This is a genomic window from Micromonospora sp. KC606 (assembly GCF_004348675.1).
Classification (GTDB): domain Bacteria; phylum Actinomycetota; class Actinomycetes; order Mycobacteriales; family Micromonosporaceae; genus Micromonospora.
The window spans coordinates 27,869-50,742 of record NZ_SMKN01000004.1 but is presented as its reverse complement, the minus strand read 5'-3'; the positions used below and the strand labels follow the sequence as shown (position 1 = coordinate 50,742).

Below are 22,874 nucleotides of genomic sequence, written 5' to 3'. Positions count from 1 at the left end.
TTGTCACCGGCCGAAGAGCAGGGACGCCAGCTTGGCCGTGCCCTGGCGGATGGCGCCCGGGCCGTTGCCGCTTTCGATCAGCACCCGCCGGCAGCCGTCGGCCTGCACGTAGACGAACCCGGCGGGCAGGTGCAGCACCGCGAATCGGCTGCCCGGCGTGGCGCATTCGGCGGCTGGTCCGGCAGTGGACAGTTCACGCCTGATTTCCGTCCACCGTGCGGCGGGCAGCTCGCGACCCGACTCGAATTCACCGGCGGGCTTTCCGCCGCCCCGCTCGCCTTCGGGAACCCGATAGACGCAGACCCGAACCTTCGCGTCGCCGGCGGGCAGCGGGCCGGGGGTGGTGTCCTGTCCGCCGCCGTGCTGGCCCGTCGCCCACACCATGTCCGACCACTGCTGGCCGCACCCGCTGGCGGCGGCCGAATCCGACTTCAGCTCGCGCAGCACCCGCGTGGTGACGTGCCGGGTCGGCAGCTGCTCGTAGGCGGCGCGGAACTCCGGGCGGGGCTTCCCGCAGGGGTCGGTCGGCACGCCGGGGCGTACCCAGCGACCGTGCGTGTCCAGCAGCGCCAGCCACGGCACGAACGGCATCTCCAGGGTGCAGGCGTCCACCGGCGACGTGTCGTCCGGCAGCCGAAGGGCCGCCACCAGCGCGGCCACGTCGTGCGCACGCTCCTCGACGGCGACCAGGTCCGAGCCGCCGGTGGAGCGCTGTTGCGGCCCGGCCCGGCAGACGACCGCGGTCACCGGCTGGAACCCGTCGCCCAGAACCGGCAACGAGAGCGCCGCCATGCTCTTGTCCGGGTCGGCCTCCTGCCCGGAGGTGGCGGTGGCGCATGACTCCCAGCTCGGGTGGACTGTCGGCGGCCCAGCGGAACGTCGCGACGCAGCCACGGCATCGCCGGGCGGTGCCGTGCCGGCGCAGCCGGCCACCGCCAACGAGAGCCCGACGAGAAACGCCGCTGCTCGACCGGTCATGGCAACCCCTGTCATCGGTTGGTGCGGCAGCGGCAGCCTCCGCAGGCTACTGCCGTGCCTGTTCGCGTCCGCCGGCACCGGTTCCTGACGCCACCGCACCAGGATGGCAGGGCGGCGGCGCCCAGGCACGCAGGCCACCGGTCGCGAGTCGCGGCGGCCGCGGCTCGTACGTCCCGGCCCCGCACCGGTGCGCCCGGCGCAACCGCAGTGGTACGCGGCCACCAGGCGTACCACCAGGGTGGTAGGCCGATCGGCAACTCCGGCATGACGACCCGTGACCATGCCGGTACATAGGCTCCCGGCTGTACTCGTCACGCCACAGAAGGGAACCTCGATGTCCATCCGTCACGTGTTCGTCGCCGCCGCGCTGGTCGGCGGGTTCGTACTGGGCTCACCGCCGGCCGCGCACGCCTCGGTCCAGCCGGCCGCCGCCAGTGTCCACAGCATGAGCCCGGGGCGCGTCGGAGGCATCGTGGCCGGCGTGGTGGCGCTGGTCGGCGTGGTCCTCGGCGGGCTGGCTCTGGCCCGCTCCGCCGGGCGTCTCGGCACCGGCGACCGTCGACGCGGGGGTGTCGCGGCCCTGGTGCTGGGAGTGATCAGCATGGCTGTCGGTGGCCTGGTCGTGGCCACCGCCGAAGGTGGTCTGGGCACCGGCAACGGCCTGGGCGGGGGCATCGTGGCCGGGGCGGTGGGGCTGGTCGCTGTGGTCCTCGGTGGGCTGGCTCTGGCGCGCTCCCGCCACACCGGCTGACCTGGCCCTGGCGCGGGTCGTGCCCGTGAACGACCCGAGGGTCGTGGCGACCCGGTGGGGCGTACGCCGCAGGCTGCTGTCAGGAGTGGGCGAGCCAGCCGGGAACGGTCAGGCCGGACTCGTACGCGAGGATCACCAACTGGGCCCGGTCCCGGACCCGGGTCTTGGTCATGATCCGGCTGACGTGCGTCTTCGCGGTGGCGGGGCTCAACACCAGCCGTGCCGCGATCTCGTCGTTGGACAGGCCGGCGGCGACGAGCGCCATCACCTCACGCTCCCGTCCGGTGAGCGCGCTCAGTCGCGGCCCCGGGTCCGGATGTGGGACGCGGGCGGTGAACTCCGAGATGAGCCGGCGGGTGATCGACGGCGCGATGAGCGCGTCCCCGCGTGCCACCACCCGCACCCCGTGGATCAGCTCCGCCGGCTCGGTGTCCTTGACCAGGAAGCCGCTCGCGCCGGCCCGCAGCGCGGCGTAGACGTAGTCGTCCAGGTCGAAGGTGGTCAGGATGATCACGCGGACATCGGGGTTGACGGTGATCTCCGGGGTGGCGGCCAGGCCGTCCATCCCGGGCATCCGGATGTCCATGAGGACGACGTCCGGCCGTAGTTGCCGGGCGAGCCGCACCGCCTCGGCGCCGTTGGCGGCCTCGCCGACCACCTCGATGCCGTCCTCACCGGCAAGGATGGACCGGAATCCGGCGCGTACCAGGGTCTGGTCGTCGGCGAGTAGCACCCGGATCATGCCGCGTCCCCCGGCTGCGATCGTGGTGCAGGTGCTCCCGCCGGCACCGGGGCGGGCCGGAGCGGGAGGCGGGCGCGTACCCGGAAGCCGCCGTCGGGGCGGGGACCGGTGGTCAGCAAACCACCCAGCGCCCGGGCTCGCTCGTCCATGCCGATGATCCCGTTGCCGGGGCTGCCCGGTGCGCCGGTGCCGTCGTCCTCGATCTCCACCAGGACGTCGTCGCCGTCGGGTCGGACCCGGATCACGGCGGCGGTCGCACCGGCGTGCCGGGTCACGTTGGTGAGCGCCTCCTGGACGATCCGGTACGCCGCCACCTCGACCTCCGGTGGCAGCGGCCGGATTTCGGCCAGCTCCGTGCGAACCTCCAGCCCGGACCGCCCGGCCGTGGCCACCAGCTCGTACAGGCGGTTCAGACCGGGCGCGGGCGGCGTTTCGTCCTCCCGCCGCAGGATCCCGAGCGTCGTGCGCAACTCGCGCAGCGTCTCCTTGCTCGTCTGCTTGATCGCGATCAGCGCCTGCTCGGACCGGGTGGGGTCCGGGCGGTGCAGCGCGGCGCTGGCCTGCACGTTGATCAGCGAGAGGTGGTGACCGAGCACGTCGTGCAGCTCACGGGCGATGCGCAGCCGCTCCTCGGTGGCCCGGCGCCGGGCCTCCTCCTCCTTGCTCTGCTCGGCGGCCAGCACCCGGGCCTGCGCCTCGGCGAGGTAGGCCCGGCGGTTGCGGGTCACGCCGACGATGACCGCGACGAGCCAACCGGCGTGCAGCAGGGTCGCTCCGTTCAGGCTGTCGGCTGTCCGGTTGTAGCTGTCCGCGACGGCGAAGGCGACCACCGAGGCGACACCGAGCCCGATGGCGGCCGTGAGGTGCCCCTCGTCGACGACGGTGTAGAGCGCCACGACGAACACCAGCATGATCGGCCCGGGCCGGTGCAGCAGCGCTCCGTACGCGCCGACGGCGGCCAGCGCCACCACGCCCACCGCCACCGGATGGCGGCGGCGCAGGTACAGCGCGCCGGAGGATGCCAGCACGGTCAGCAGCGCCGCCCAGTCGGCGGCGGTGTCGACGCCACGCGACTGCACCATCAGGCCGGTGAGGGCCACCAGGCCGACCACCAGCACCAGGGCGGTGTCCGCTGCCCGGCCGTGCCACCGCCAGCTCACCATGCGCCGAAGCCTAGTCTTCCGCGCGTCGGGGTGGTCGTGGACGGCCCCCGGCTCCGGCCCGCTCGGGCGCGGGCCGGAGCCGACGTCCACCCCCGACCGTCGGTCAGAAGTCGTCGTCGAAGGTGACGCTGCCGGTGACACCCACCTGGTACGCCGACACGCGCCGCTCGAAGAAGTTCGACAGTTCCTGGACGTCCTGCAACTCCATGAACGCGAACGGGTTCGTCGAGCCGTACAGCGGCGCGATGCCGAGCTGGGCGAGCCGGCGGTCGGCCACGTGCTGCAGGTACTGGCGCATGTCCGTCAGGGACAGCCCGGAGACGCCCTGCTCGAGCAGGTCCTCGGCGAACTGCGCCTCGCACTCGACAGCCTCGGCGAGCATGTCGCGCACCTGGCCGGCCATCTCGTCGTCGAACAGGTCCGGTTCCTCGCGCCGCACGGTGTCCACCACGTCGAAGGCGAACGCCATGTGCATGGATTCGTCGCGGAACACCCAGTTGGTGCCGGAGGCGAGGCCGTTGAGCAGGCCCCGGGAGCGCAGGAAGTAGACGTAGGCGAAGGCGCCGTAGAAGAACAGGCCCTCGATGCACGCGGCGAAGCAGATCAGGTTGAGCAGGAACGCTCTGCGATCCTCGCGGGTCTTCAGCTCACGTAGCTCGTAGATGGAGTCGATCCAGCGGAAGCAGAACTCGGCCTTGCGCCGGATGGAGGGGATGTTCTCGATGGCGGCGAACGCGGCGAAGCGTTCCCTCTCGTCGGGCACGTAGGTGTCGAGCAGGTTCAGGTAGAACTGGACGTGCACGGCCTCCTCGAAGAGCTGCCGGGACAGGTACAGCCGGCCCTCGGGGGAGTTGACGTGCTGGTAGAGGTTGAGCACGAGGTTGTTGGCGACGATGGTGTCGCCGGTGGCGAAGAACGCGACCAGCCGGGAGACCAGATGCTGCTCGGCGGGGGAGAGCTTGGCCAGGTCGGCGAGGTCGGAGTGCAGGTCGACCTCTTCGACGGTCCAGGTGTTGCGGATGGCGTCCTTGAACCGGTCGAAGAAGTGCGGGTAGCGCATCGGCCGCAGGGTCAGGTCCATGCCGGGGTGGAGCAGCATGTGCCGCTCACCGGCACCGACGGTGCGGGGTTCGTGGGTCGTGGTCACTGGCAGGCCTCGCAGCTCTCGGGGTTTTCCAGGGAACAGGCCAGCGCCTCGTCGTCGCCGGCGGCGACGAGCGGCTCGAGTGCCGGGGCGACCGCGACGGTGGCCTGCTGGATTCGCGTCGCGGGACGCGAACGCAGGTAGTAGGTGGTCTTCAGCCCGGACTTCCAGGCATAGAGGTACATCGACGACAGCTTGCCGATGGTCGGCGCGCCCAGGAACAGGTTCAGCGACTGCGACTGGTCGACGTACGGCGCGCGGGCGGCGGCGAGGTCGATGAGCGCCCGCTGGGGAAGTTCCCACGCGGTGCGGAACAGTTCCCGCACGTCGGCTGGCAGGTCAGCGATTCCCCGCACCGACCCCTCGGCGCGCTTGATCTGGTCCCGGATCGCCGGCGTCCACAGCCCGCGCGCCTTCAGCTCACCGACCAGATACGTGTTGATCTGGAGGAACTCGCCGGACATCGTCTCGCGCTTGAACAGGTTGGACACCTGCGGCTCGATGCACTCGTAGCAGCCGGCGATCGAGGCGATCGTCGCGGTCGGGGCGATCGCGACCAGCAGTGAGTTGCGCAGGCCGTGTGCCGCGATCGTCGATCGCAGCGCCGTCCACCGCTCACGCTGCGTGGGTTCGACGCCCCACAGGTCCGGGTGCAGCTCACCGCGGGCGGCGCGGGTCTCGGCGTACGCCGGGTGCGGGCCGAACCGCTCGGCCAGCCCGGCCGATGTCTCCAGGGCGGTCAGGAAGATCTCCTCCTGCACCCGGGTGGACAGTTCCTTCGCGGCAGGGGAGTCGAACGGCAGGCGCAGGGCGAAGAACGCGTCCTGCAAACCCATCAGGCCGAGCCCGACCGGTCGCCAGCGGGGGTTCGACGCCGCGGCCTGCTCGGCCGGGTAGTAGTTGATGTCGATCACCCGGTCGAGGAACAGCACCGCGGTGCGGACCGTCGACCGCAGCCGCTCCCAGTCGACACCGTCGGCGGTGACGTGGGCGCCGAGGTTGACCGAGCCGAGGTTGCACACCGCGGTCTCGGTGTCGCTGTTCACCTCAAGGATCTCCGTGCACAGGTTGGACAGGTGGATCGTGTTGCCCGGGACGCCGGTCTGGTTGGACAGCCGGTTCGACGGGTCCTTGAACGTCATCCACCCGTTGCCGGTCTGCGCGAGCGTGCGCATCATCCGCCCGTACAGGTCCCGGGCCTTGACCGTCCGGATGGCCTTCTTCTCCGCGACCCGGTAGGCGGCGTCGAACTCCTCGCCGTAGAGGTCGGGCAACTCCGGCGCGTCGGACGGGTCGATGAGCGACCAGTCGCCGTCCGCCTCGACCCGGCGCATGAACTCGTCCGGGATCCAGTTGGCGAGGTTCAGGTTGTGGGTACGTCGGGACTCCTCGCCGGTGTTGTCCCGCAGTTCGAGGAACTCCTCGATGTCCGGGTGCCACGGCTCCAGGTAGACGCAGGCGGCGCCCTTGCGCCGGCCGCCCTGGTTGACCGCCGCGACGCCGGCGTCGAGGGTCCTGAGGAACGGCACGATGCCGTTGGACCGGCCGTTCGTACCGCGGATCAACGCGCCCCGACCGCGTATCCGCGACCAGGAGATGCCGATGCCGCCGGAGAACTTCGACAGCTTCGCCACCTGGTGGTACCGCTCGTAGATCGAGTCCAGTTCGTCGCGGGGCGAGTCGACCAGGAAGCACGACGACATCTGGGTGTGCCGGGTGCCGGAGTTGAACAACGTCGGAGAACTGGGCAGGTACGCCAGCGACGACATCAGCCGGTAGAACCCGATCGCCTCGGCCGGCGTCTCGGACAAGCCGCAGGAAACCCGCAGCAGCCAGTACTGTGGCGTCTCCACCACCAGCCGGGACTCGGGGTGGCGCAGCAGGTACCGGTCGGCGACGGTGCGCAGCCCGAAGTACTCGAACCGCAGGTCAGCCGTCGGGTCCACGGCGTCGTCCAGCTTGCGCGCGTTGCGGGTCACGAACGCGGCGGTGTCGTCGCCGATCAGGCCCAGGCCGTGGGCGTACCGGATGGACTGGCTGAAGCTCGCCACGCCCTGCCCGCGGACCTCCTTGTCCACGTACGCGGACAGCAGCCGCGCCGCCAGCTTCGAGTACTGCGGCTCCTCGCCGATCAGCTCCGCCGCCGTCTGGATCGACAGCTTGTCCAACTCGGCGGTGGTCGCCCCGTCGTAGAGGCCGCTGATCGTCTTGGTGGCCACCCGCAGCGGGTCCACCTCGTCCAGGTCGGCAACCCATCGCTCGACCGCTTTGACGATCTTGTTGACGTCCACCGGCTCGCTGTCGCCGTTGCGCTTGCGCACCTGCATCACCTGGCGGCGCTGCTCCGGTGTGCCCACACCGGACGCCGGCCTTTCCTGCCCGACCGTCATGGCCTCTCCTCGCACTGTCTCCGATGGTCTTCGGGCATGGGAGAACGCCAACGGACCGCCGGCAAGGCAGGCTCGTGCTGGCGTCGGTCGTCCCGCGCGACCTCCGACCGCCGTCCGCGAACGCGCACGGCGCGCTGGCAGGTCTTCGGACTCGTGGGCCAGACCGGGGTCGCCGGTCGCCTACTGGCCGTCGCTTCCCAGGCCCGGTGGGGCCCAGTGCGTGGTGACGGCGGTCGTTCCCACTCACCGCTGCGGGGCAGTCCCGGACTCGCACCGGGTTCCCTCTTGCCTCGGCCGTCCCACCGGGGCGACCGAACCAGCTGCGTGGGACACCATATATGCCCCCGCCGTCGATCAGACAACACCAGATGTCGTGTCGGTGTGTCGGCTTCGTCTCACCGGTCGTCGGCGTCGCGGGTGTCTCAACCCAGGATGAGGCGGGGTCGGCGCACTTCCTGGTGCCACTGTCAGCCGGACGGGACAGCGGGGCAGCAGCCGGTCCCCGTCGGCTCCCGGAACGGTCGGTTGGCGGTCCCGAGGGCCTGGCAGATCTATGCTTCCGACGGTCCGCCGACCCGCTCTCATCAGGGCTGCGAGGCGGCCACCACCGGGCGGCGGCATCCCGGGATCACCATGGCCGCTTGCCCCGGGGATGACCGCCCGATAGCCTCTCGCCGTCAAGGTGCACGGGAAGCCGGTGAGGAACCGGCGCGGCCCTCGCCACTGTGACCGGGTAGCGATCTCCGACGACGCCACTGGGCCCATCCGGGCCTGGGAAGGCCGGAGCGAGCGTTGATCCGGAAGCCAGGAGACCGGCCTTGACAGGTGATCTCATCCACGAGGTGCTGGAGAGGAAGGTCGTCGATGCATATCGCCGAGGGGTATCTACCCCCGGTGCAGGCCGCGGCGTGGTTCGCGGTGTCCGCACCGTTCGTTGTCCACGGCAGCCGGGCCCTGGTCCGGCAGGTCCGGCAGGATCCGGAGACGAAACTGCTGCTCGGAGCGGCGGGCGCGTTCACGTTCGTGCTGTCCGCCTTGAAGATCCCGTCGGTGACGGGCTCATGCTCGCACCCGACCGGCACCGGGTTGGGGGCGGTGCTGTTCCGACCACCGGTGATGAGCGTGCTGGGCGGCATCGTGCTGCTGTTCCAGGCGGTGCTGCTGGCCCACGGCGGGCTGAGCACCCTCGGCGCCAACGTCTTCTCGATGGCGGTCGTCGGGCCCTGGGTGGCGTACGGGCTCTACGCGCTGATCCGCCGGGCCGGCGGCGGTCTGGACGTCGCGGTCTTCGCCGCCGCTGCGCTCGGCGATTTGGCCACCTACTGCGTCACCAGCGCCCAGCTGGCACTGGCGTTCCCGGACCCGTCGACCGGGTTCGCCGGCGCGCTGGCGAAGTTCGGCGGGATCTTCGCCGTGACCCAGCTCCCGTTGGCCGTCAGTGAGGGGCTGCTGTCGGTGCTGGTGATCCGCCTGCTGACCCGTACCAGCGGAGACGACCTGCGCCGGCTCGGTGTGCTGTCGAGGCCGACGGACGAGGTGCGGGCATGAAGCGCTTCTCCCGGGTCAACGTTCTGCTGCTGCTGGCGGTGCTTGCCCTGGCGGTGACGCCGCTGGCGCTCGGACTCGGAGCGGGGAAGGAACCCTTCGCCGGGTCGGACGCGCTCGCCGAGCAGGCCATCGTGGACGACCACCCGGACTACGAGCCCTGGTTCGCCCCGATCTACGAACCCCCGTCGGGCGAGGTGGAGTCGGCGCTGTTCGCGCTCCAGGCCGCGCTGGGCGCGGGGTTCCTCGGCTACTACTTCGGAGTTGCCCGGACCCGGCAGCGGCAGCGGGACGCCGCAGCCGAGCAGCCCCGCGAGTAGATGTTCGCCCTCGACGTCGCGGCGCACACCGGACGGTGGCGTTCGCGGCACCCGGCCGAGAAGGCGTTACTGGCCCTCGGGCTGCTGGTCTGCGCGGTGAGTCTGCCCCCGTGGCCGGGCGCGGCGCTGTCCGGCGCGGTGGCCGCGGTGCTGCTGGTCGGGCCCGCCCGGGTGTCGCCGGCCGTGGTGCTGCGGGCGGCACGGGTGCCGCTGCTGTTCGTGGCGACCTCGACGGTGCCGCTGTTGGTGACGATGCCGGCGCCGGCGCGGTTGTCCGTCGATCCGGCCGGTCCCGCGCTGGCGGCGCAGACCGCCGGCCGGTCGGTGGCGGCGCTGGCCTGCCTGCTGCTGTTCAGCGCCACCACGCCGCTGTCCGACGTGCTGCCCCGGCTGCACCGGCTGGGGATCCCCCCGGCGGTCACCGAGGTCGCCGCGCTGACGTACCGGATGCTGTTCCTGCTCATGGACAGCGCGCGTGCGGTCCGCGAGGCGCAGGCGGCGCGGCTCGGGTTCCGGACCTGGCACACCGCCTACCGGTCGCTTGCCGGGCAGGCGGGCGCGGTGTTCGTCCGGGCCTTCCACCGGGCGCGCAGGCTGGAGGAGGGGGTGGCGTTGCGGGGCTACACCGGATCGCTCGCGGTGCAGGTGGAGGCGCTGCGGGTGTCGCCGTCGTTCGTGGCGTCGACCGTGGGGTTGCTGGTGACGATCGTCGCTGCCACCGTCCTTGTAAGGGCAGCCTCGTGACCGGCCCGCTGCTGGAGTTCTCCGGGGTGCACTTCGCCTACCAGCCGGACCGACCGGTCCTGACCGGCGCCGATTTCCGCGTCGAGGCGGGCCGGCGGCTGGCCGTGGTCGGGCCCAACGGCGGCGGCAAGACGACCCTGTTCCGGCTGGCGGCCGGTTCGTTGACGCCCCGCTCCGGCCATGTCGCCGTCGCCGGCAGCCGGGTGCGGCACACGCGGGCCGGCCTGCGGGCGGTCCGCCAGCAGGTGCAACTGGTGGTGCAGGACCCGGACGACCAGCTCTTCTCCGCCAGTGTCCGGCAGGACGTCTCCTTCGGACCGGTCAACCTCGGGCTGCCCCCCGAACAGGTCCGGCAGCGCTGCGACCAGGCGCTCGCGGCGCTCGGCGTGACCTCGGTCGCCGACCGCCCCACCCACCTGCTCTCCTACGGCCAGCGCAAGCGGGTGGCCATCGCCGGCGCGGTCGCGATGCGACCCCGGCTGCTCATCCTCGACGAGCCGACCGCCGGGCTCGATCCGGTCGGCGTGGAGGAGTTGTTGCGCACCCTGGACGACCTGTACGCCGGCGGCACGACGGTGGTGCTGTCCACCCACGACGTCGACCTCGCCTTCCGCTGGGCGGACACGGTGGCTGTGGTCACCGGCGGTGGTGTGCGCACCGTGCCGGCAGCCGAAGGACTGGCCGACCCGGGCCTGCTCGCAGCGGCGTACCTGTCGCCCGCCTGGGCCCCCCTGGTGCACCGGCTCCTCGACCGGACCCCCGGCCTGGCCGGAAGCCGGCCCCGTACCGCCGCCGAACTCGCCGCACTGCTCACCGGCGAACCGGAGCGGGCAACCTGACCACCGGCACCGGCACCACCCGAGCACGCCGATCCAGCCGCCCTCGGGGCAGCCGGGCGGGATCGCGAAGACGGCGGAGCCGATCGGGGCGGTCCACTCGTTGAGCAGGTCGCGTCCGGCGAGGCGGCGCTGGATGGGGGTGTCGCCGGTCTGCCCGGATGGCCGCGAGCGACCCGCCCGGACGCTAGCCGGACTCGCGACCGATGGCGCTGATTTTCGGCAGGCGGATATTGAGCGGTGCCTGTTGTGTCGACTCTCTAGGCTGCTGGAAATGCCTACCCCAGTGCGTTATCGCTCCGCCGACGAGGACAGCGCCCGTTGGCTCGACTTCGCGTTCCGGCCCGGCGACATCGTTATCAGCACCCGCTCCAAGAGCGGCACCACCTGGATGCAGATGATCTGCGCCCTGCTGGTCCTTCGGACCGCCGACCTGCCAGCGGCACTGCCGCACCTGTCGCCTTGGCTGGACTGGCTGGTCGTTCCTCAGCAGCAGGTCTACGACCATCTCGCGGCCCAGCAGCATCGACGCTTCATCAAGACCCACACCCCGCTCGACGGTGTACCGTTCGACGCGCGAGTGGCATTCATCGTGGTGGCGCGCCACCCTCTGGACATGGCCGTGTCGCTGTACCACCAGGGCGACAACATCGACCGTGGCCGCCTGCGTCAGCTCACCGGCGCGCCGCCGCCAAGCGAACCGGAACCGGTGCGGAGGCCACTGCATCCGTGGCTGCTGGACTGGATCGCAGGCGACCCCGATCCGCGCCAGGCGCTGGACTCGCTGCCCGGCGTGATGTGGCACCTGCGGGACGCCTGGCAACGCCGTCATGAGCCGAACGTACTGCTGGTGCACTATGACGACCTGCGTAGCGACCTGGGTGCCGAGATGCAGCGCATCGCGGCCTGGCTGGACATCGGTGTGCCCGCCGGCCTGTGGCCGGAGCTGGTGCGGGCCGCCAGCTTCGACCGGATGAGGCAGCGGGCCAGCGATCTGGCACCGGACAGCGGTGGCGTGCTCAAAGACCATCGCGCCTTCTTCCGCGCGGGCCGCTCGGGTGCCGGCCGCGACGTGCTCAGTGCCGAGGAGCTCAACAGCTACCACGAACGCACTGCGCAGCTGGCCCCACCAGACCTCTTGGCGTGGCTGCATCGGCAGCCATAGATCAGCGCAGTAGGCGTGGCGGGCCTTCACTGCCAGGCCAAGACCTCGTCGGTGGCCTTGTCGCCGCTGGACACGTCCATTCGTGCGTGGCTGGGCACAGCCAATCGTCCCCGCCACGAGGAGTCTGCGCGGTGATGGGCTGGCCCCGCTGCATCCACCGTTCGGTCAGTAACACTTGCGGAGACCCGGGGTTTATTGCCGAGCACTGACGAATGACAACCGACGACTCTCGCGTGGTTGAGCAGCGCACCCGAGGACATCGAGGGCAGATGCTCGACGAGGAGCGGACTGCCCTTGACCTATGTGGCCGAGGGCGACCTTGCAAAGCTGTCGGCGCGCGGGAACCCGGCGGAATCGCCTGGCTACGCGATTCGGTGCAGATCCGCGCTGTGGATGGTGCCGAGCAGCGGCTCGCCGCGGACCAGGCGCCCGACCTCTGCCACCGCGAACTCGCCCACGCGCCGCAGCTCGTGTCCCTGCGATCCGGCCAGGTGCGGGGTGACCAGCACGTTGGGTAGGCGCAGGAGCGGATGGTCGATCGGCAGCGGTTCGGGGTCGGTGACGTCGAGCACGGCCTCGATGCGGCCCGTGACGCAGTGGGCCGTGAGGGCGGCGGTGTCCACCAGCGACCCCCGGCCGGTGTTGATCAGCACGGCGCCGTCCCGGAGCAGGGCAAGCCGCCGGGCGTCGAGCAGGTGGCGGGTCTGTGGCAGTGCCGGCGCGTGGAGGCTGACCAGGTCGGCGCGCCGGCACAGCTCGTCGGTGTCGACCAGCTCGGCGCCGAGGGCGCGGGCCTGTTGGGCGGTGAGGTACGGGTCGGCCAGGAGTAGTCGCACGTCGTAGCTCCGCAGCCGATCCAGGACGAGCCGGCCGGTGCGAGAGGCGCCGATGACTCCGACCGTGCGCCGGTAGAGCCCGGTGTCGGCGCCGGAGCGCCAGTCACCGGCGGTGCGGTCGTGGGCGAACCAGTGGGCGCGGGAAAGCACCCGTTTGGCGCCGAAGACCAGAGCGGCGACTGTGTATTCGGCGACCGGCACCGCGTTCGCCTGCGCGGCCGACGAGACGGCGATGCCCCGGGCGAACACCACCGGGTCGACGTGTCCCTTCACCGAGCCGGCGGCGTGGATGACGGCACCGAGTCGCGGCGCCGCGGCCAGCACGGCGTCGTCGATACGCGGGCAGCCCCAGCCGGTCACCAGGACGTCCACGTCGCGCAGCGCGGCGGTGGCCTCCACCGTCTGGAACGACGTGAGGGCGGTGTCCGACGGGAGCCGCACCAGTGCCCGCAGCCGGTTCAGCAGGTCCGGCGGGAAGAGGTCGGGCAGCGCCCAGGGCTGCATGGCGAGCAGCGCGACACGGCGTTCCGGCACGGACCGACCTCCGGTCGAGCTCGTCGATGTAAACGGTTACCCGTGGAAGAGCCTACGTATCGAGAGCGGACAAGGTCCAGTGGTTGACTCGCACACGTAAGCGCTTTATCTTCGTCCCACCTTGGTACGGCCGATGACGAAGGTCACGGTCACGGGAGGGGCCGCCGACGTGAGCGCGATCGATGCACAGCGGTCGTCCGACGTCGGGCGGCGTCCCACGGCCCCCGCGGGCCGCGGTGACCGGGGCGTCCGACCCGGGGCGCGGCGGGGCCATCGCCAGCGGATCCGGCGGGATCGACTGCTGCTGCTGTTGATGGTCCCCGGCGTGGCCTACTTCGTGGTCTTCCACTATGGAGCGCTGTTCGGCAACACGCTGGCCTTCCTGGACTATGTGCCGTTCCTGGGCATCGCGGGCAGCGAATGGGTCGGGCTGGCGAACTTCCAGCAGATGTTCGGCGATCCGGGCTTCTGGAACGCTGTCCGCAACACCGTGGTGATCGCCGCGCTCCAGCTCGTCTTCTTCTTCCCCGCGCCGCTGGCCCTGGCGCTGCTGCTGCACAGCCTGGTCGGTGACGTCGTCAGGCGGTTCGTGCAGAGTGTGGTGTACCTGCCGCACTTCCTGTCCTGGGTGATCGTCGTGGCGTTGTTCCAGCACATGCTCGGCGGCGCCGGCGTGGTCAACGGATGGCTCGGCGATCTGGGCCTGGGCTCCATCCATGTCATCGGCAACCCGGACGCGTACAAGCCGCTGGTCGTCGCGCAGGTGCTCTGGAAGGAGTGCGGCTGGGCCACCATCATCTTCCTCGCCGCGTTGTCGCAGGTGGACGAGCAACAGTACGAGGCGTCGGCGTTGGACGGTGCCGGCTGGTGGCGGCGGCTGTGGCACGTGACGCTGCCGGGCATCCGGCCGGTCCTCGTGCTGCTGGTCGTGCTGCGGCTCGGCGAGTTCCTGGACGTCGGCTTCGAGCAGTTCTTCCTGCAACGGCAGGCGGTCGGCCCGGAGGTGGGGGAGGTGCTCGACACGTTCGTGTACTTCACCGGCTTCGCCAACGGCGAGTTCGGCTACGCGGCCGCGGCCGGCCTGTTCAAGGGCGTCATCGGCGTCGCGCTCGTCTACACGGCGAACAAGGTCGCGCACCGGCTCGGCGAGCAGGGGGTGTACCAGCGATGAAGCATTCGTACCCGGCCTGGCAGGGGCGACCCGGGCCGGCCATCCGGGCGGCGAAGGCGTTCGCGCTCGCCGTGGTCGTGCTGCTGGTGCTGTTCCCGCTCTGGACTGTCGTGGCGACCAGCCTCGCCGCGCCGCAGGACGTGATCGCCAACGGCGGCTGGGTGGTGTGGCCGCAGCGGATCACCTTCGACGCGTACGCGGAGATCCTCGACGGCGGCGTCGTGACGCGCGCCCTGCTGGTGAGCGCGGGTGTCACGTTCGTCGGCACGGCGTTGAGCCTGACCTGCACGGTCTTCCTGGCGTACGCGCTCAGCCGGCCGGGCGTCTACGGGAGCAGGCCGGTCCTGCTGCTGATCCTGTTCACCTTTCTCTTCCCGCCGGGAATGATCCCGCTGTTCCTGGTGGTGCGTACCACCGGACTGTTCGACCAGTACGCCGCGCTGATCCTGCCGTTCCTGGTGAACGTCTTCAATCTGGTCGTGATGCGCGGCTTCTTCCAGTCGATTCCGGCCGAGTTGCTGGAGGCGGCGCGCATCGACGGCGCCGGGGACCTGGCCATCCTGTGGCGGGTGGTGCTGCCCCTGTCCAAGGCGGTGCTGGCGGTCATCGGTTTGTTCTACGCGGTGGCGTACTGGAACCGGTTTTTCGAGGCGATCATCTACTTCAACGACCAGTCGAAGTGGCCGATCGGCACGGTCCTGCGGCAGTACGTGACCGGTGGAGCCGACATGACCGGGGAGGCGGTGGCGACCGCCGCGCCACAGTCGACACAGATGGCGGTGGTCGTGCTCGCCACCGCGCCCATCGTGCTCGTTTATCCGTTCCTGCAGCGTTACTTCGTCAAGGGTGTCCTCACCGGGGCCCTCAAGGCATGACTGACACCCTCTAGAGAGGAGGGACCGCATGGCTGTTCATCTTCCCCGGCGGTCGTTGCTGAGGCTGGCCGGCGCGGGCGCGCTGGCCGGTGTCGCCGGACCGCTGCTCACCGGTTGTGGTGACGGCGCCAAACGCGATGTCGGCAACGCGGGCAAGGATCTGGTGCCCTGGCCCGCGCACGTGCCGTTCTCCGGCCCGCCGCCGGACGCGCCCGGAGACGACCAGGGCGTGCAGCCCTTGTACCTGACCTACCCGCAGCAGGTGGCCAGGTCGGTGAACGACACCGTCGGCGACGGCTCCGAGATCACCGCGATGGTCATCACCTACGGCGCCCCGCCCAAACCGGCGGAGGCCAACCAGTTCTGGCAGGCGGTCAACAAGGCGCTCAACGTCAACCTGAAGATCGTGGTCGTCCCCGACGCCGAGTACAGCCAGAAGATGACCACGCTGATGGCCTCCGGCGACGACCTGCCGGACATCATCATGTTCAGCCAACTGGCGCTACCCCGTGCGGCCGAGTTCATCCAGGCGCAGTGCGCCGACATCTCCGACCTGGTCGGCGGCGACGCGGTACGGGATTACCCGAACCTCGCCAACATCCCGACGCGCGCCTGGAAGGCCATGGGCCGTATCAACGGCCGGATCTACGGCGTGCCGCTGGAGCGGCCGGCGCCGGGCAACAGCCTGTTCGTCAACCGTACCGCCCTCAACCAGGCCGACGTGCCGGTCCAGTGGGACACCGAGGGGTACGTCGCCGCGATGCGGAAGGTCACCGGCGGCCGGCGGTGGGGCATCGGGGGCTCCAAATCCCTGTTCGGGGGTGTCGGGGCGATCACCTACCATGCCGGTTCGCTCGGCGCGCCCAACCAGTGGCGGGTGGACGGTGGGAAGTTCGTCAGCACGCTCACCACCGGGCAGTTCGAGGAGGCGATCGGAGTCATGCGCCGCCTGGCCGAGGCCGGTGCCTACCATCCGGACAGCCTCACGCTCAGCGCCACCGACCTGCAGACGTTCTGGCACAGCGGCACCGTCTTGTCGCTCACCGACGGGTTCGGCTCCGTGGCCCCCAACACCCTTGCCAAGATCAACGGCCGGTTCCAGCTCGACCTCGGCCGGCCGTACGGACCGGACCCGACGCCCTGGCGCGGCACCGGCTTCTTCGGCCACGTGGCCTTCAAGAAGGCCAGCCCCGACCGGATCAAGCTGCTCCTACGCGTCTGCAACTACCTCAGCGCGCCGTTCGGCACCGCGGAGTACGAACTGGCCAACTACGGCGTCGAAGGAGTGCACTACACCAAGAACGCCAGCGGCATCGTGCCCACCGCGCTGGCCGGCGCGGAGAACAACACCAACCTGCCAGTCAAGTACATCGGGGTCGCGCCGGCCGTGCTGTACCTGCCGGGGCAGCCCGAGGCGGCCCGTGCCGTGCACGAGTGGGAGAAGGCGGTGCTGCCGAAGAGCGTGGCCGACCCCGCGGTCGGTCTGCGGTCGGCGACGCAGAGCACAAAGGCAGCCGAGCTGAACCGGATCGTCGGCGACGCCGTGTCGGCCATCGTCTTCGGCCGCAAGCCGGTGTCCGCCTGGAAGGACGCGGTCACCCAGTGGAGGCAGGCCGGCGGCGACAAGCTCGCCGAGGAGTTTGCCGTCGAGTACGCCGCGGCCACGTGAACCGCGCGGGCGGCGTCGTCACGAGACAAGCGGGCGGACCGAGTCGCGTACGACCAGGTGCGTGCCGAGGGTGACGTGTGGCGGTGCGCCGCCGCGTGCCTCGTGCTCCAGCGCGAGGCGCACGGCGGTGCGCCCGACCTCCTCGTGGGGCAGGTGCACGGTGGTCAGGTTGAGGTCGAGCGAGGGCGGCAGGTCGTCGAAGCCGACCATCGACACGTCGTGGGGCACCCGTAGTCCATGCTCGGCGAGTGCCCGGTAGGCGCCACCGGCGATGAGGTCGTTGACGGCGAAGACGGCGGTGAAGTCGCGGGCCCCGGCGGCCAGCCGTTCCGTCATCATCCGATAGCCCTCGTGCCACTCCATCGTGCCCTCGACCTCCAGGCTGGGGTCGTGCGGCACGCGGTGCGCGGCCAACGCCCGCCGGTATCCGGCCAGTCGCCCCTCGACCGTGGTGTAGCCGGCGCGGTAGCCCAGACACAGGATCCGCCGGTGCCCTGCGGACAGGAGGTGGCTGGTGGCCGCGAACGCGCCACCCGCGTGGTCGTACTCCACGACGACCGCGGGCACGTCGGGGCCGAGCGACGGGCGCCCGCACAGCACCAGCCGGGAGCCGATCGCGGCCAGGGCGCGCGCGTACCGGCCCATCCGCTCCCGGTAACTCTCGTCGGCCACCACGTTGCCGACCAGGATGACCGCCTCGGCGTGCTGTTCCCGCATGAACTTCACCATGGCGAGTTCGCGCTCCGGGTCGCCGCCGGTGGTGCCGATCAGGCACAACCGGCCCTCGGCGGCGGCCTGTGCCTCGACGCCCTGGGCCACGTGGGCGTAGTGGGGCGAGATCACCGAGTTGAGCACGATCGCGACGCTCTTGTTCGGGGTGCCGGCCAGTGCCCGGGCGTGCGCGTTGGCCACGTAGTCCAGTTCCTTGACCGCCCGCATCACCCGCGCCCGTGTCGACGGGGCGGCGGGGTAGCTGCCGGTCAGGATCCGGGAGACGGTCGCCACGGAGACCCCGGCCCGGTCGGCGACCTCGCGTATCGTGGACCGCCGCCGGCCTTCCGCAGCTTCGCTCGCCCGCCGCGCCATCGCCACCCCGAGGGACTGTTTTTCAGAAAACGGTTACAGAAATAATCGGCTCCGCGTTGGGCAGTGTCAAGCCGGCGACCAGTGCACCGACGCGCCGGCCACCGGATAGCGGGCATAGGCCGGCGCGGCGCCCATCACCACCTCGACCCGTTCCCCGTCCGGAAACCGCACGCCGACCCGGTCCCCGTCGACGGCCGCCACGACCGACTCCCGGAGCGCGTCCGGAACGACGCGGTCGCCGGTGAGCGCCACCAGCGAGACGTACAAGGCGCTGCCGCCCGGGTGTTCGGGCGCCGTCAGGTACGGGGTGGCGGAGCACGCGCCGTACGCGTTCGACTCGACCGATCTCGCCACGGCGGCCTCGCGGAGACCGTGCAGGGCGACCACGATGCTGGCCAGCCCGTCCGGCCGCCGCACGCGTGCCCACCCGGGCCCGATCTGGTCGGCCGGCGGGTGGTCGTCGGCCAGCGCGTACCCGCCCTCGCGTACCCCGCAGCCCGGCGGTGCGGTCACCCGGTGCACGCGCACCTCCCACGGCCCGCGCACGATCGACGCGGTCTCCACCCGCACCGGACCGACCGGCAGTCCGTCCTCGTAGGCGGAGGCGGCGAACCGGTCGAACACGGCGATCGGCTCGATCCGGCGGCGACGTGAGACCGTGCCGTCCGGGGCCACAACGGCGAGGTGACCGTCCACCGCCCGCACGCGGGCGTCCTCGCCGGCCTCCGGGGCGGTGTGCGAGGCGTACCCGAAGCGGGTGTAGTGCGGGTCCTCCAACCCGTCGGCCGCGAGGTGGCGGGCCCGGTCGCTGCCGTGGTTGACCACCCTGACGAGGCCGTCGTGCTGGGTGGCGTGCAGTAGCCAGCCGGGTCCGGGCATCGCGACGGCCCGGTCGCCGTCGTCGATCGGCGCGGCACTCTCCCGTGCCGTCCAGGCCGGATGGTCCGCGGGCAGCAGCAGGCCGAGGAAACCCTTGCTGGCCCAGTACGGCGAGGCCGGCCCGGAGTAGTGCTGGACGGTCGGGAGGAAGTGGTCGTACCAGCCAAGGCCCAGCAGCCCGCGCTCGTCCGGCACACCCCGCTCGACGAAGTGTCGCAGCACGCCGCTGGCGATCCGGCGGGTGCGCCCGGCGGGCAGCGGGCTGACGTCCATCACCTCGCCCAGCCACAGCGGGGCGACGGCGGCGTACCGGTAGCACAGCGACCGGCCCTGGTGCACCGGTGCGCCGTCGCGGGCGAACATGTGCTGGTACTGCTCCAGGAAGGCGTGCAGCCGCTCCCGGTACCGGGAGCCGCGCTCCCGGTCGCCGGACATCCGTGCCCACATCAGGGGGTACAGGTGCATCGCCCAACCGGCGTAGTAGTCGAAGCACCGCCCGGCGCCGTCGGTGTACCAGCCGTCCCCGACGTACCACTGCTCGATCTGGTCGAGCCCAGCTGCGATCTCGGCCGGCTCGTGCGGCCCGCCGACGCCGGCCAGGAACTGCTGGATCACGACGGGGAACAGCACCCAGTTGCTCTGCCACGTCCGCCTGCCCGCGAAGCCGGCGAGCCAGTCGACCACCCGCTCCCGCACCTGACTGTCGAGTCGGTCGAACAGCCAGCGGCGGGTCTCGTGCAACGCCAACGCGATCGAGGCCGCCTCCACGATCTGCTGGGAACAGTCGGCCGGCGCCGGCCATGCGTACCGGTCACCGGGGTCCGTGCCGTGGGCGAGGCCGTCCGCGTACCGCTCGATGAGTTCTGCCGGCACGTCGCCGCCCGCACCGGCGATACGGAAGGCGGCGAGCAGGAACGTCCGCGCGTATCCCTCCAGGCCGTCACTGGTCAGGCCGGCACTCCCGGGCCGGCCCGGGAGCCGGTACTGGGCGAAACCCGGCACCGCGTGGGGCGCGACCGCGTCCAGCAGGTGGTCGGCCACCGCCTCCCAGTGCGCCCTGGTCCACCCGGTGTACGGCGATGACAAACCATCGACAGGTGGGAGCCTGGTTAAAACGTTTGTACTGATGTGCTGGAGCATATGGCACCTCACCGCGACGATCAACGTGGCTGCCAACAGGAACGCGTTCGGCGACGCGAGGTCTTGACACCCTATCGACGCGTCTGATTATCTGCACGAGATGGTAAGCGTTTCCATAGCCGGCCTTCGACCGCGGCACCCGACCACGTGGAGTGCGCTATGTCCCAGCTGCCCAGACGCAGTCTCCTGACGGGCGCCGCCATCGTCGGCGCCGCTTCCCAACTACCCCTATCCCGGCCTGCTGCCGCGGCGCCGGCGGGGCCCGCCACCGCACCCAGCGTCGCCAGGGCCGCTGCCGCCGAGCCGGACGCCGTGCCGCTGCGCTGGCTCGAAGGCGGCACGCCCCCGGCGCTCGTCGGCGCGACCTGGGGCGTGCCCTGGAAGCGCGGCACGCTGAATCGCGGGCAGGAGTTGGCCCTGACCACCGCCGGGGGCGCGGCGGTGCCGGTGCAGTCCTGGCCGATCGGCTTCTGGCCGGACGGCTCGGTCAAGTGGACCGCCCACGCGATCGGCACCGAGGTTCCGCCCGCCGAGGCGTACCTGCTGCGCCCCGGCACGGCCGCCGAGCCGGCCAAGCCACTACGGGTCACCGAGACCGCCAAGGCGATACAGGTGGACACCGGCGTGGTCCAGTGCACGATCGCTCGCAGTGGTTACGTGCTGGTGCCGTCGATCGTCCGCGCCGGCCGCACCGTCGCCGCGAACGGCACGCTCGTGTGCCTGCGCAGGGACAACGCCGACGATGCCCCGGCCGTCGTCCGCACCGAGCGGTTCACCGGCGAGGTCCGGACGGTGACCGTCGAACAGCGCGGTCCGGTGCGTGCGGTCGTGCGTATCGAGGGACGGCACCGGGTTTTCCGTGGCCGCAGCAGCTGGTTGCCGTTCACGGTGCGGCTGTATTTCTTCGCGGGCAGTGACGGCATCCGGATGGTGCACACGTTCGTCTTCGACGGGGACGAGAAGAAGGACTTCATCAGCGGCCTCGGCATCCGCTTCGAGGTGCCGATGACCGACCAGCTCCACGACCGGCACATCCGCTTCGCCGGGGACGGCGACGGGGTGCTGGGCGAGGCGGTCCGCGGCATCACCGGCCTGCGGCGCGACCCCGGCGCGGCGGTACGGCAGGCGCAGATCGCCGGCCGCCCTACGCCGAACGTGTCCACCTGGGACACCCGCGTGTCGAGCCGGCTGCACCTGATTCCGGCCTGGGGCGACTACAGCCTCCGGCAGCTCTCCGACGGCTGTTTCGACATCCGCAAACGGACCAGCGCCGGGCACGGTTGGATCCAGGTCGACACCGGCCGCCGCGCCGCCGGTCTCGGCTACGTCGGCGGCGTCTCCGGCGGTCTCGCGTTCGGCATGAAGGACTTCTGGCAACTGCACCCAACCCAGCTCGACATCCGAGGCGCCGCCGGCGACACCGCCGAGGTGACCGTCTGGCTCTGGTCGCCCGACGCCCCGCCGATGGACCTGCGCTTCTACCACGACGGGATGGGCCAGGACACCTATCCCGAGCAGCTCGAAGGCCTGGAGATCACGTACGAGGACTACGAGCCTGGCTTCGGTAGGCCGTTCGGCGTGGCACGCACCACCGAACTGTCGTTCTGGGCGCTGGCCGGCACGCCGTCCGCCGAACGGCTGGCCCAGCTCGCCGACGCCGCTCAGACGCCACCGCTGCTCGCCGCCCCGCCGGCCAGCCTGCACGCCGCCGGCGTCTTCGGCGACTGGAGCCCCGTCGACCGCAGCACCCCGGCCCGCCGCGAGATCGAGGACCGCCTCGACTTCCTGTTCGACTACCACCGCAACCAGGTGGAGCAGCGCTCGTGGTACGGGTTCTGGAACTACGGCGACATCATGCACAGCTACGACGGCGACCGGCACGTCTGGCGGTACGACGTCGGGGGATACGCCTGGGCCAACTCCGAGCTCTCGCCCGACCTGTGGCTGTGGTACCAGTACCTGCGCTCCGGGCGGGCCGAGGTGTTCCGCTTCGCCGAGGCCATGACCCGGCACACCGGCGAGGTCGATGTCTACCATCTCGGCAAGTACCAGGACCTCGGCACCCGCCACGGTGTGCTGCACTGGGCCGACAGCGCCAAACAGCTGCGGATCAGCTCCGCGGCGTACCGGCGCTTCTACTACTTCCTCACCGCCGACGAACGCGTCGGTGACCTGATGCGCGACCTGGTCGACTCCGATCGGACCTTTCTGGTCCTCGACCCCATCCGCAAGATCCGCACCGAGCCCTACGAGCCGGACCCGCGCGCGCTGTCGATCAGCACGGGCACCGACTGGAGTGGCCTGGCCGCGGCCTGGCTCACCGAATGGGAACGCGGCGGTGACCCGATCGCCCAGACGAAACTGCTCAACACCGCGCGCACCATCGCCGCCATGCCCAACGGCTTCATCCAGGGCAGCGGTCGCTACGACCTGGAGACCGGGAAGTTCGCCCCCGCCGCGCCGGCGGTGTCGGTCGGGTCGCTCGGCGCGGTGTTCGGCCTCGTCGAGATCTGCAGCGAACTGATCAGCCTGGCCGACATGCCCGAGTTCACCAACGCCTGGCTTCAGTACTGCCGGCTCTACAACGGCACCGCCGCCGAGCAGACTGCCGAGGTCGGACAGTCGTTGGGCAACCTCAACCTTCGCCAGGCGCACTCGCGGCTCACCGCGTACGCCGCCGCGAAGACCGGTGACGCGACCCTGGCGGCCCGCGCCTGGCAGGAGTTCTACACCGGCCACGCCGGCTACCCGCGGAATTTCGGCTTCCGCTCCACGCGGATCGAGGGGCCAGCCGTGCTCAAGCCGGTCGACGAGAACAGCTTCGTGTCCACGAACGCCAGCGCCCAGTACGCCCTCGCCGCGATCCAGTGCCTGGCGCTGGTCGGCGAGCACCTGCGCTGACGAAG

The 22,874-nt window shown here is 71.1% G+C and carries 18 protein-coding genes and 2 riboswitches; of the genes, 10 read left to right on the top strand and 8 right to left on the bottom strand.

Going from position 1 to position 22,874, the window contains the following annotated elements; genetic code table 11:
• Positions 1 to 3: 3 nt before the first annotated feature.
• A complete protein-coding gene (locus E1193_RS02130) occupies positions 4 to 978 on the bottom strand; it encodes a hypothetical protein (protein ID WP_132179660.1) in 975 nt (324 codons plus the stop codon).
• A 334-nt stretch (positions 979 to 1,312) separates the two neighbouring features.
• On the opposite strand from E1193_RS02130, the gene E1193_RS02125 reads away from it, so the two are divergent.
• The gene (locus E1193_RS02125) at positions 1,313 to 1,729 is read left to right on the top strand and encodes a DUF6223 family protein (RefSeq protein ID WP_132179658.1); all 417 of its coding nucleotides are present in this window, start codon (positions 1,313 to 1,315) and stop codon (positions 1,727 to 1,729) included.
• Between the two features lie 79 nt (positions 1,730 to 1,808).
• On the opposite strand, the gene E1193_RS02120 is transcribed toward E1193_RS02125, so the two are convergent.
• From E1193_RS02120 to E1193_RS02105, 4 genes are all read right to left on the bottom strand, one after another.
• Positions 1,809 to 2,471 (bottom strand): response regulator transcription factor, encoded by a 663-nt coding sequence (locus E1193_RS02120; RefSeq protein WP_132179656.1) that lies wholly within the window; start codon positions 2,469 to 2,471, stop codon positions 1,809 to 1,811.
• A complete protein-coding gene (locus tag E1193_RS02115; protein WP_132179654.1) occupies positions 2,468 to 3,634 on the bottom strand; it encodes a sensor histidine kinase in 1,167 nt (388 codons plus the stop codon). Before E1193_RS02115 ends, E1193_RS02120 begins: the two co-directional genes overlap by 4 nt.
• A 103-nt stretch (positions 3,635 to 3,737) precedes the next feature.
• Entirely contained in the window at positions 3,738 to 4,733 is a 996-nt protein-coding gene (locus tag E1193_RS02110; RefSeq protein WP_132179731.1) for a ribonucleotide-diphosphate reductase subunit beta, read from the bottom strand.
• 44 nt (positions 4,734 to 4,777) lie between these two features.
• Positions 4,778 to 7,168: a ribonucleoside-diphosphate reductase subunit alpha gene (locus E1193_RS02105; protein ID WP_132179652.1), complete on the bottom strand. Its 2,391-nt coding sequence runs from the start codon at positions 7,166 to 7,168 to the stop codon at positions 4,778 to 4,780.
• A 118-nt stretch (positions 7,169 to 7,286) separates the two neighbouring features.
• Positions 7,287 to 7,504, bottom strand: a riboswitch (cobalamin riboswitch).
• Between the two features lie 327 nt (positions 7,505 to 7,831).
• Positions 7,832 to 8,004, top strand: a riboswitch (cobalamin riboswitch).
• 28 nt (positions 8,005 to 8,032) lie between these two features.
• Here E1193_RS02105 and E1193_RS02100 point away from each other — a divergent pair.
• From E1193_RS02100 to E1193_RS02080, 5 genes are all read left to right on the top strand, one after another.
• Complete coding sequence (locus E1193_RS02100) at positions 8,033 to 8,716, top strand: energy-coupling factor ABC transporter permease (protein ID WP_132179650.1); 684 nt, start codon at positions 8,033 to 8,035, stop codon at positions 8,714 to 8,716.
• A complete protein-coding gene (locus tag E1193_RS02095) occupies positions 8,713 to 9,033 on the top strand; it encodes an energy-coupling factor ABC transporter substrate-binding protein (RefSeq protein WP_132179648.1) in 321 nt (106 codons plus the stop codon). The genes E1193_RS02100 and E1193_RS02095 overlap by 4 nt, the downstream gene beginning before the upstream one ends.
• Positions 9,034 to 9,777 (top strand): cobalt ECF transporter T component CbiQ, encoded by a 744-nt coding sequence (gene cbiQ / locus E1193_RS02090; RefSeq protein WP_132179646.1) that lies wholly within the window; start codon positions 9,034 to 9,036, stop codon positions 9,775 to 9,777. It abuts the gene before it with no gap.
• Positions 9,774 to 10,616 (top strand): ATP-binding cassette domain-containing protein, encoded by an 843-nt coding sequence (locus E1193_RS02085; protein WP_132179644.1) that lies wholly within the window; start codon positions 9,774 to 9,776, stop codon positions 10,614 to 10,616. Before cbiQ ends, E1193_RS02085 begins: the two co-directional genes overlap by 4 nt.
• 271 nt (positions 10,617 to 10,887) lie before the next feature.
• Positions 10,888 to 11,778 (top strand): sulfotransferase domain-containing protein, encoded by an 891-nt coding sequence (locus E1193_RS02080; RefSeq protein ID WP_132179642.1) that lies wholly within the window; start codon positions 10,888 to 10,890, stop codon positions 11,776 to 11,778.
• 362 nt (positions 11,779 to 12,140) lie between these two features.
• Here the strand turns inward: E1193_RS02080 and E1193_RS02075 are convergent, their stop codons facing one another.
• Positions 12,141 to 13,148: a hydroxyacid dehydrogenase gene (locus E1193_RS02075; protein WP_243707225.1), complete on the bottom strand. Its 1,008-nt coding sequence runs from the start codon at positions 13,146 to 13,148 to the stop codon at positions 12,141 to 12,143.
• A gap of 169 nt (positions 13,149 to 13,317) precedes the next feature.
• On the opposite strand from E1193_RS02075, the gene E1193_RS02070 reads away from it, so the two are divergent.
• Genes E1193_RS02070 through E1193_RS02060 form a run of 3 tightly spaced genes read left to right on the top strand, consistent with a single transcriptional unit; the run spans position 13,318 to position 16,863 of the window.
• Positions 13,318 to 14,319: an ABC transporter permease subunit gene (locus E1193_RS02070; RefSeq protein ID WP_243707224.1), complete on the top strand. Its 1,002-nt coding sequence runs from the start codon at positions 13,318 to 13,320 to the stop codon at positions 14,317 to 14,319.
• Positions 14,316 to 15,194, top strand: a complete 879-nt coding sequence (locus E1193_RS02065) for a carbohydrate ABC transporter permease (RefSeq protein WP_132179640.1) — start codon at positions 14,316 to 14,318, stop codon at positions 15,192 to 15,194. Before E1193_RS02070 ends, E1193_RS02065 begins: the two co-directional genes overlap by 4 nt.
• Positions 15,195 to 15,222: 28 nt before the next feature.
• Positions 15,223 to 16,863: an extracellular solute-binding protein gene (locus E1193_RS02060; protein WP_132179638.1), complete on the top strand. Its 1,641-nt coding sequence runs from the start codon at positions 15,223 to 15,225 to the stop codon at positions 16,861 to 16,863.
• An 18-nt stretch (positions 16,864 to 16,881) separates the two neighbouring features.
• On the opposite strand, the gene E1193_RS02055 is transcribed toward E1193_RS02060, so the two are convergent.
• Together E1193_RS02055 and E1193_RS02050 are read right to left on the bottom strand one after the other, a co-directional pair.
• Positions 16,882 to 17,949 (bottom strand): LacI family DNA-binding transcriptional regulator, encoded by a 1,068-nt coding sequence (locus E1193_RS02055; RefSeq protein ID WP_132179725.1) that lies wholly within the window; start codon positions 17,947 to 17,949, stop codon positions 16,882 to 16,884.
• A 66-nt stretch (positions 17,950 to 18,015) separates the two neighbouring features.
• Positions 18,016 to 19,914, bottom strand: coding sequence for a DUF2264 domain-containing protein (locus E1193_RS02050; protein WP_207922509.1), 1,899 nt, complete (start codon positions 19,912 to 19,914; stop codon positions 18,016 to 18,018).
• 213 nt (positions 19,915 to 20,127) lie between these two features.
• Here E1193_RS02050 and E1193_RS02045 point away from each other — a divergent pair, with 213 nt between their 5' ends.
• Positions 20,128 to 22,869, top strand: a complete 2,742-nt coding sequence (locus E1193_RS02045; protein ID WP_132179634.1) for a Tat pathway signal sequence domain protein — start codon at positions 20,128 to 20,130, stop codon at positions 22,867 to 22,869.
• The last annotated feature ends 5 nt before the right edge of the window (positions 22,870 to 22,874 follow it).

Coding starts and splice junctions, on each gene's coding strand:
- E1193_RS02110 (WP_132179731.1), bottom strand. CDS start 4,733: ATGCTGCTCCACCCCGGCATGGACCTGACCCTGCGGCCGATGCGCTAC.
- E1193_RS02120 (WP_132179656.1), bottom strand. CDS start 2,471: ATGATCCGGGTGCTACTCGCCGACGACCAGACCCTGGTACGCGCCGGA.
- E1193_RS02065 (WP_132179640.1), top strand. CDS start 14,316: ATGAAGCATTCGTACCCGGCCTGGCAGGGGCGACCCGGGCCGGCCATC.
- E1193_RS02055 (WP_132179725.1), bottom strand. CDS start 17,949: ATGGCGCGGCGGGCGAGCGAAGCTGCGGAAGGCCGGCGGCGGTCCACG.
- E1193_RS02130 (WP_132179660.1), bottom strand. CDS start 978: ATGACCGGTCGAGCAGCGGCGTTTCTCGTCGGGCTCTCGTTGGCGGTG.
- E1193_RS02125 (WP_132179658.1), top strand. CDS start 1,313: ATGTCCATCCGTCACGTGTTCGTCGCCGCCGCGCTGGTCGGCGGGTTC.
- E1193_RS02060 (WP_132179638.1), top strand. CDS start 15,223: ATGGCTGTTCATCTTCCCCGGCGGTCGTTGCTGAGGCTGGCCGGCGCG.
- E1193_RS02080 (WP_132179642.1), top strand. CDS start 10,888: ATGCCTACCCCAGTGCGTTATCGCTCCGCCGACGAGGACAGCGCCCGT.
- cbiQ (WP_132179646.1), top strand. CDS start 9,034: ATGTTCGCCCTCGACGTCGCGGCGCACACCGGACGGTGGCGTTCGCGG.
- E1193_RS02100 (WP_132179650.1), top strand. CDS start 8,033: ATGCATATCGCCGAGGGGTATCTACCCCCGGTGCAGGCCGCGGCGTGG.
- E1193_RS02105 (WP_132179652.1), bottom strand. CDS start 7,168: ATGACGGTCGGGCAGGAAAGGCCGGCGTCCGGTGTGGGCACACCGGAG.
- E1193_RS02045 (WP_132179634.1), top strand. CDS start 20,128: ATGTCCCAGCTGCCCAGACGCAGTCTCCTGACGGGCGCCGCCATCGTC.
- E1193_RS02115 (WP_132179654.1), bottom strand. CDS start 3,634: ATGGTGAGCTGGCGGTGGCACGGCCGGGCAGCGGACACCGCCCTGGTG.
- E1193_RS02095 (WP_132179648.1), top strand. CDS start 8,713: ATGAAGCGCTTCTCCCGGGTCAACGTTCTGCTGCTGCTGGCGGTGCTT.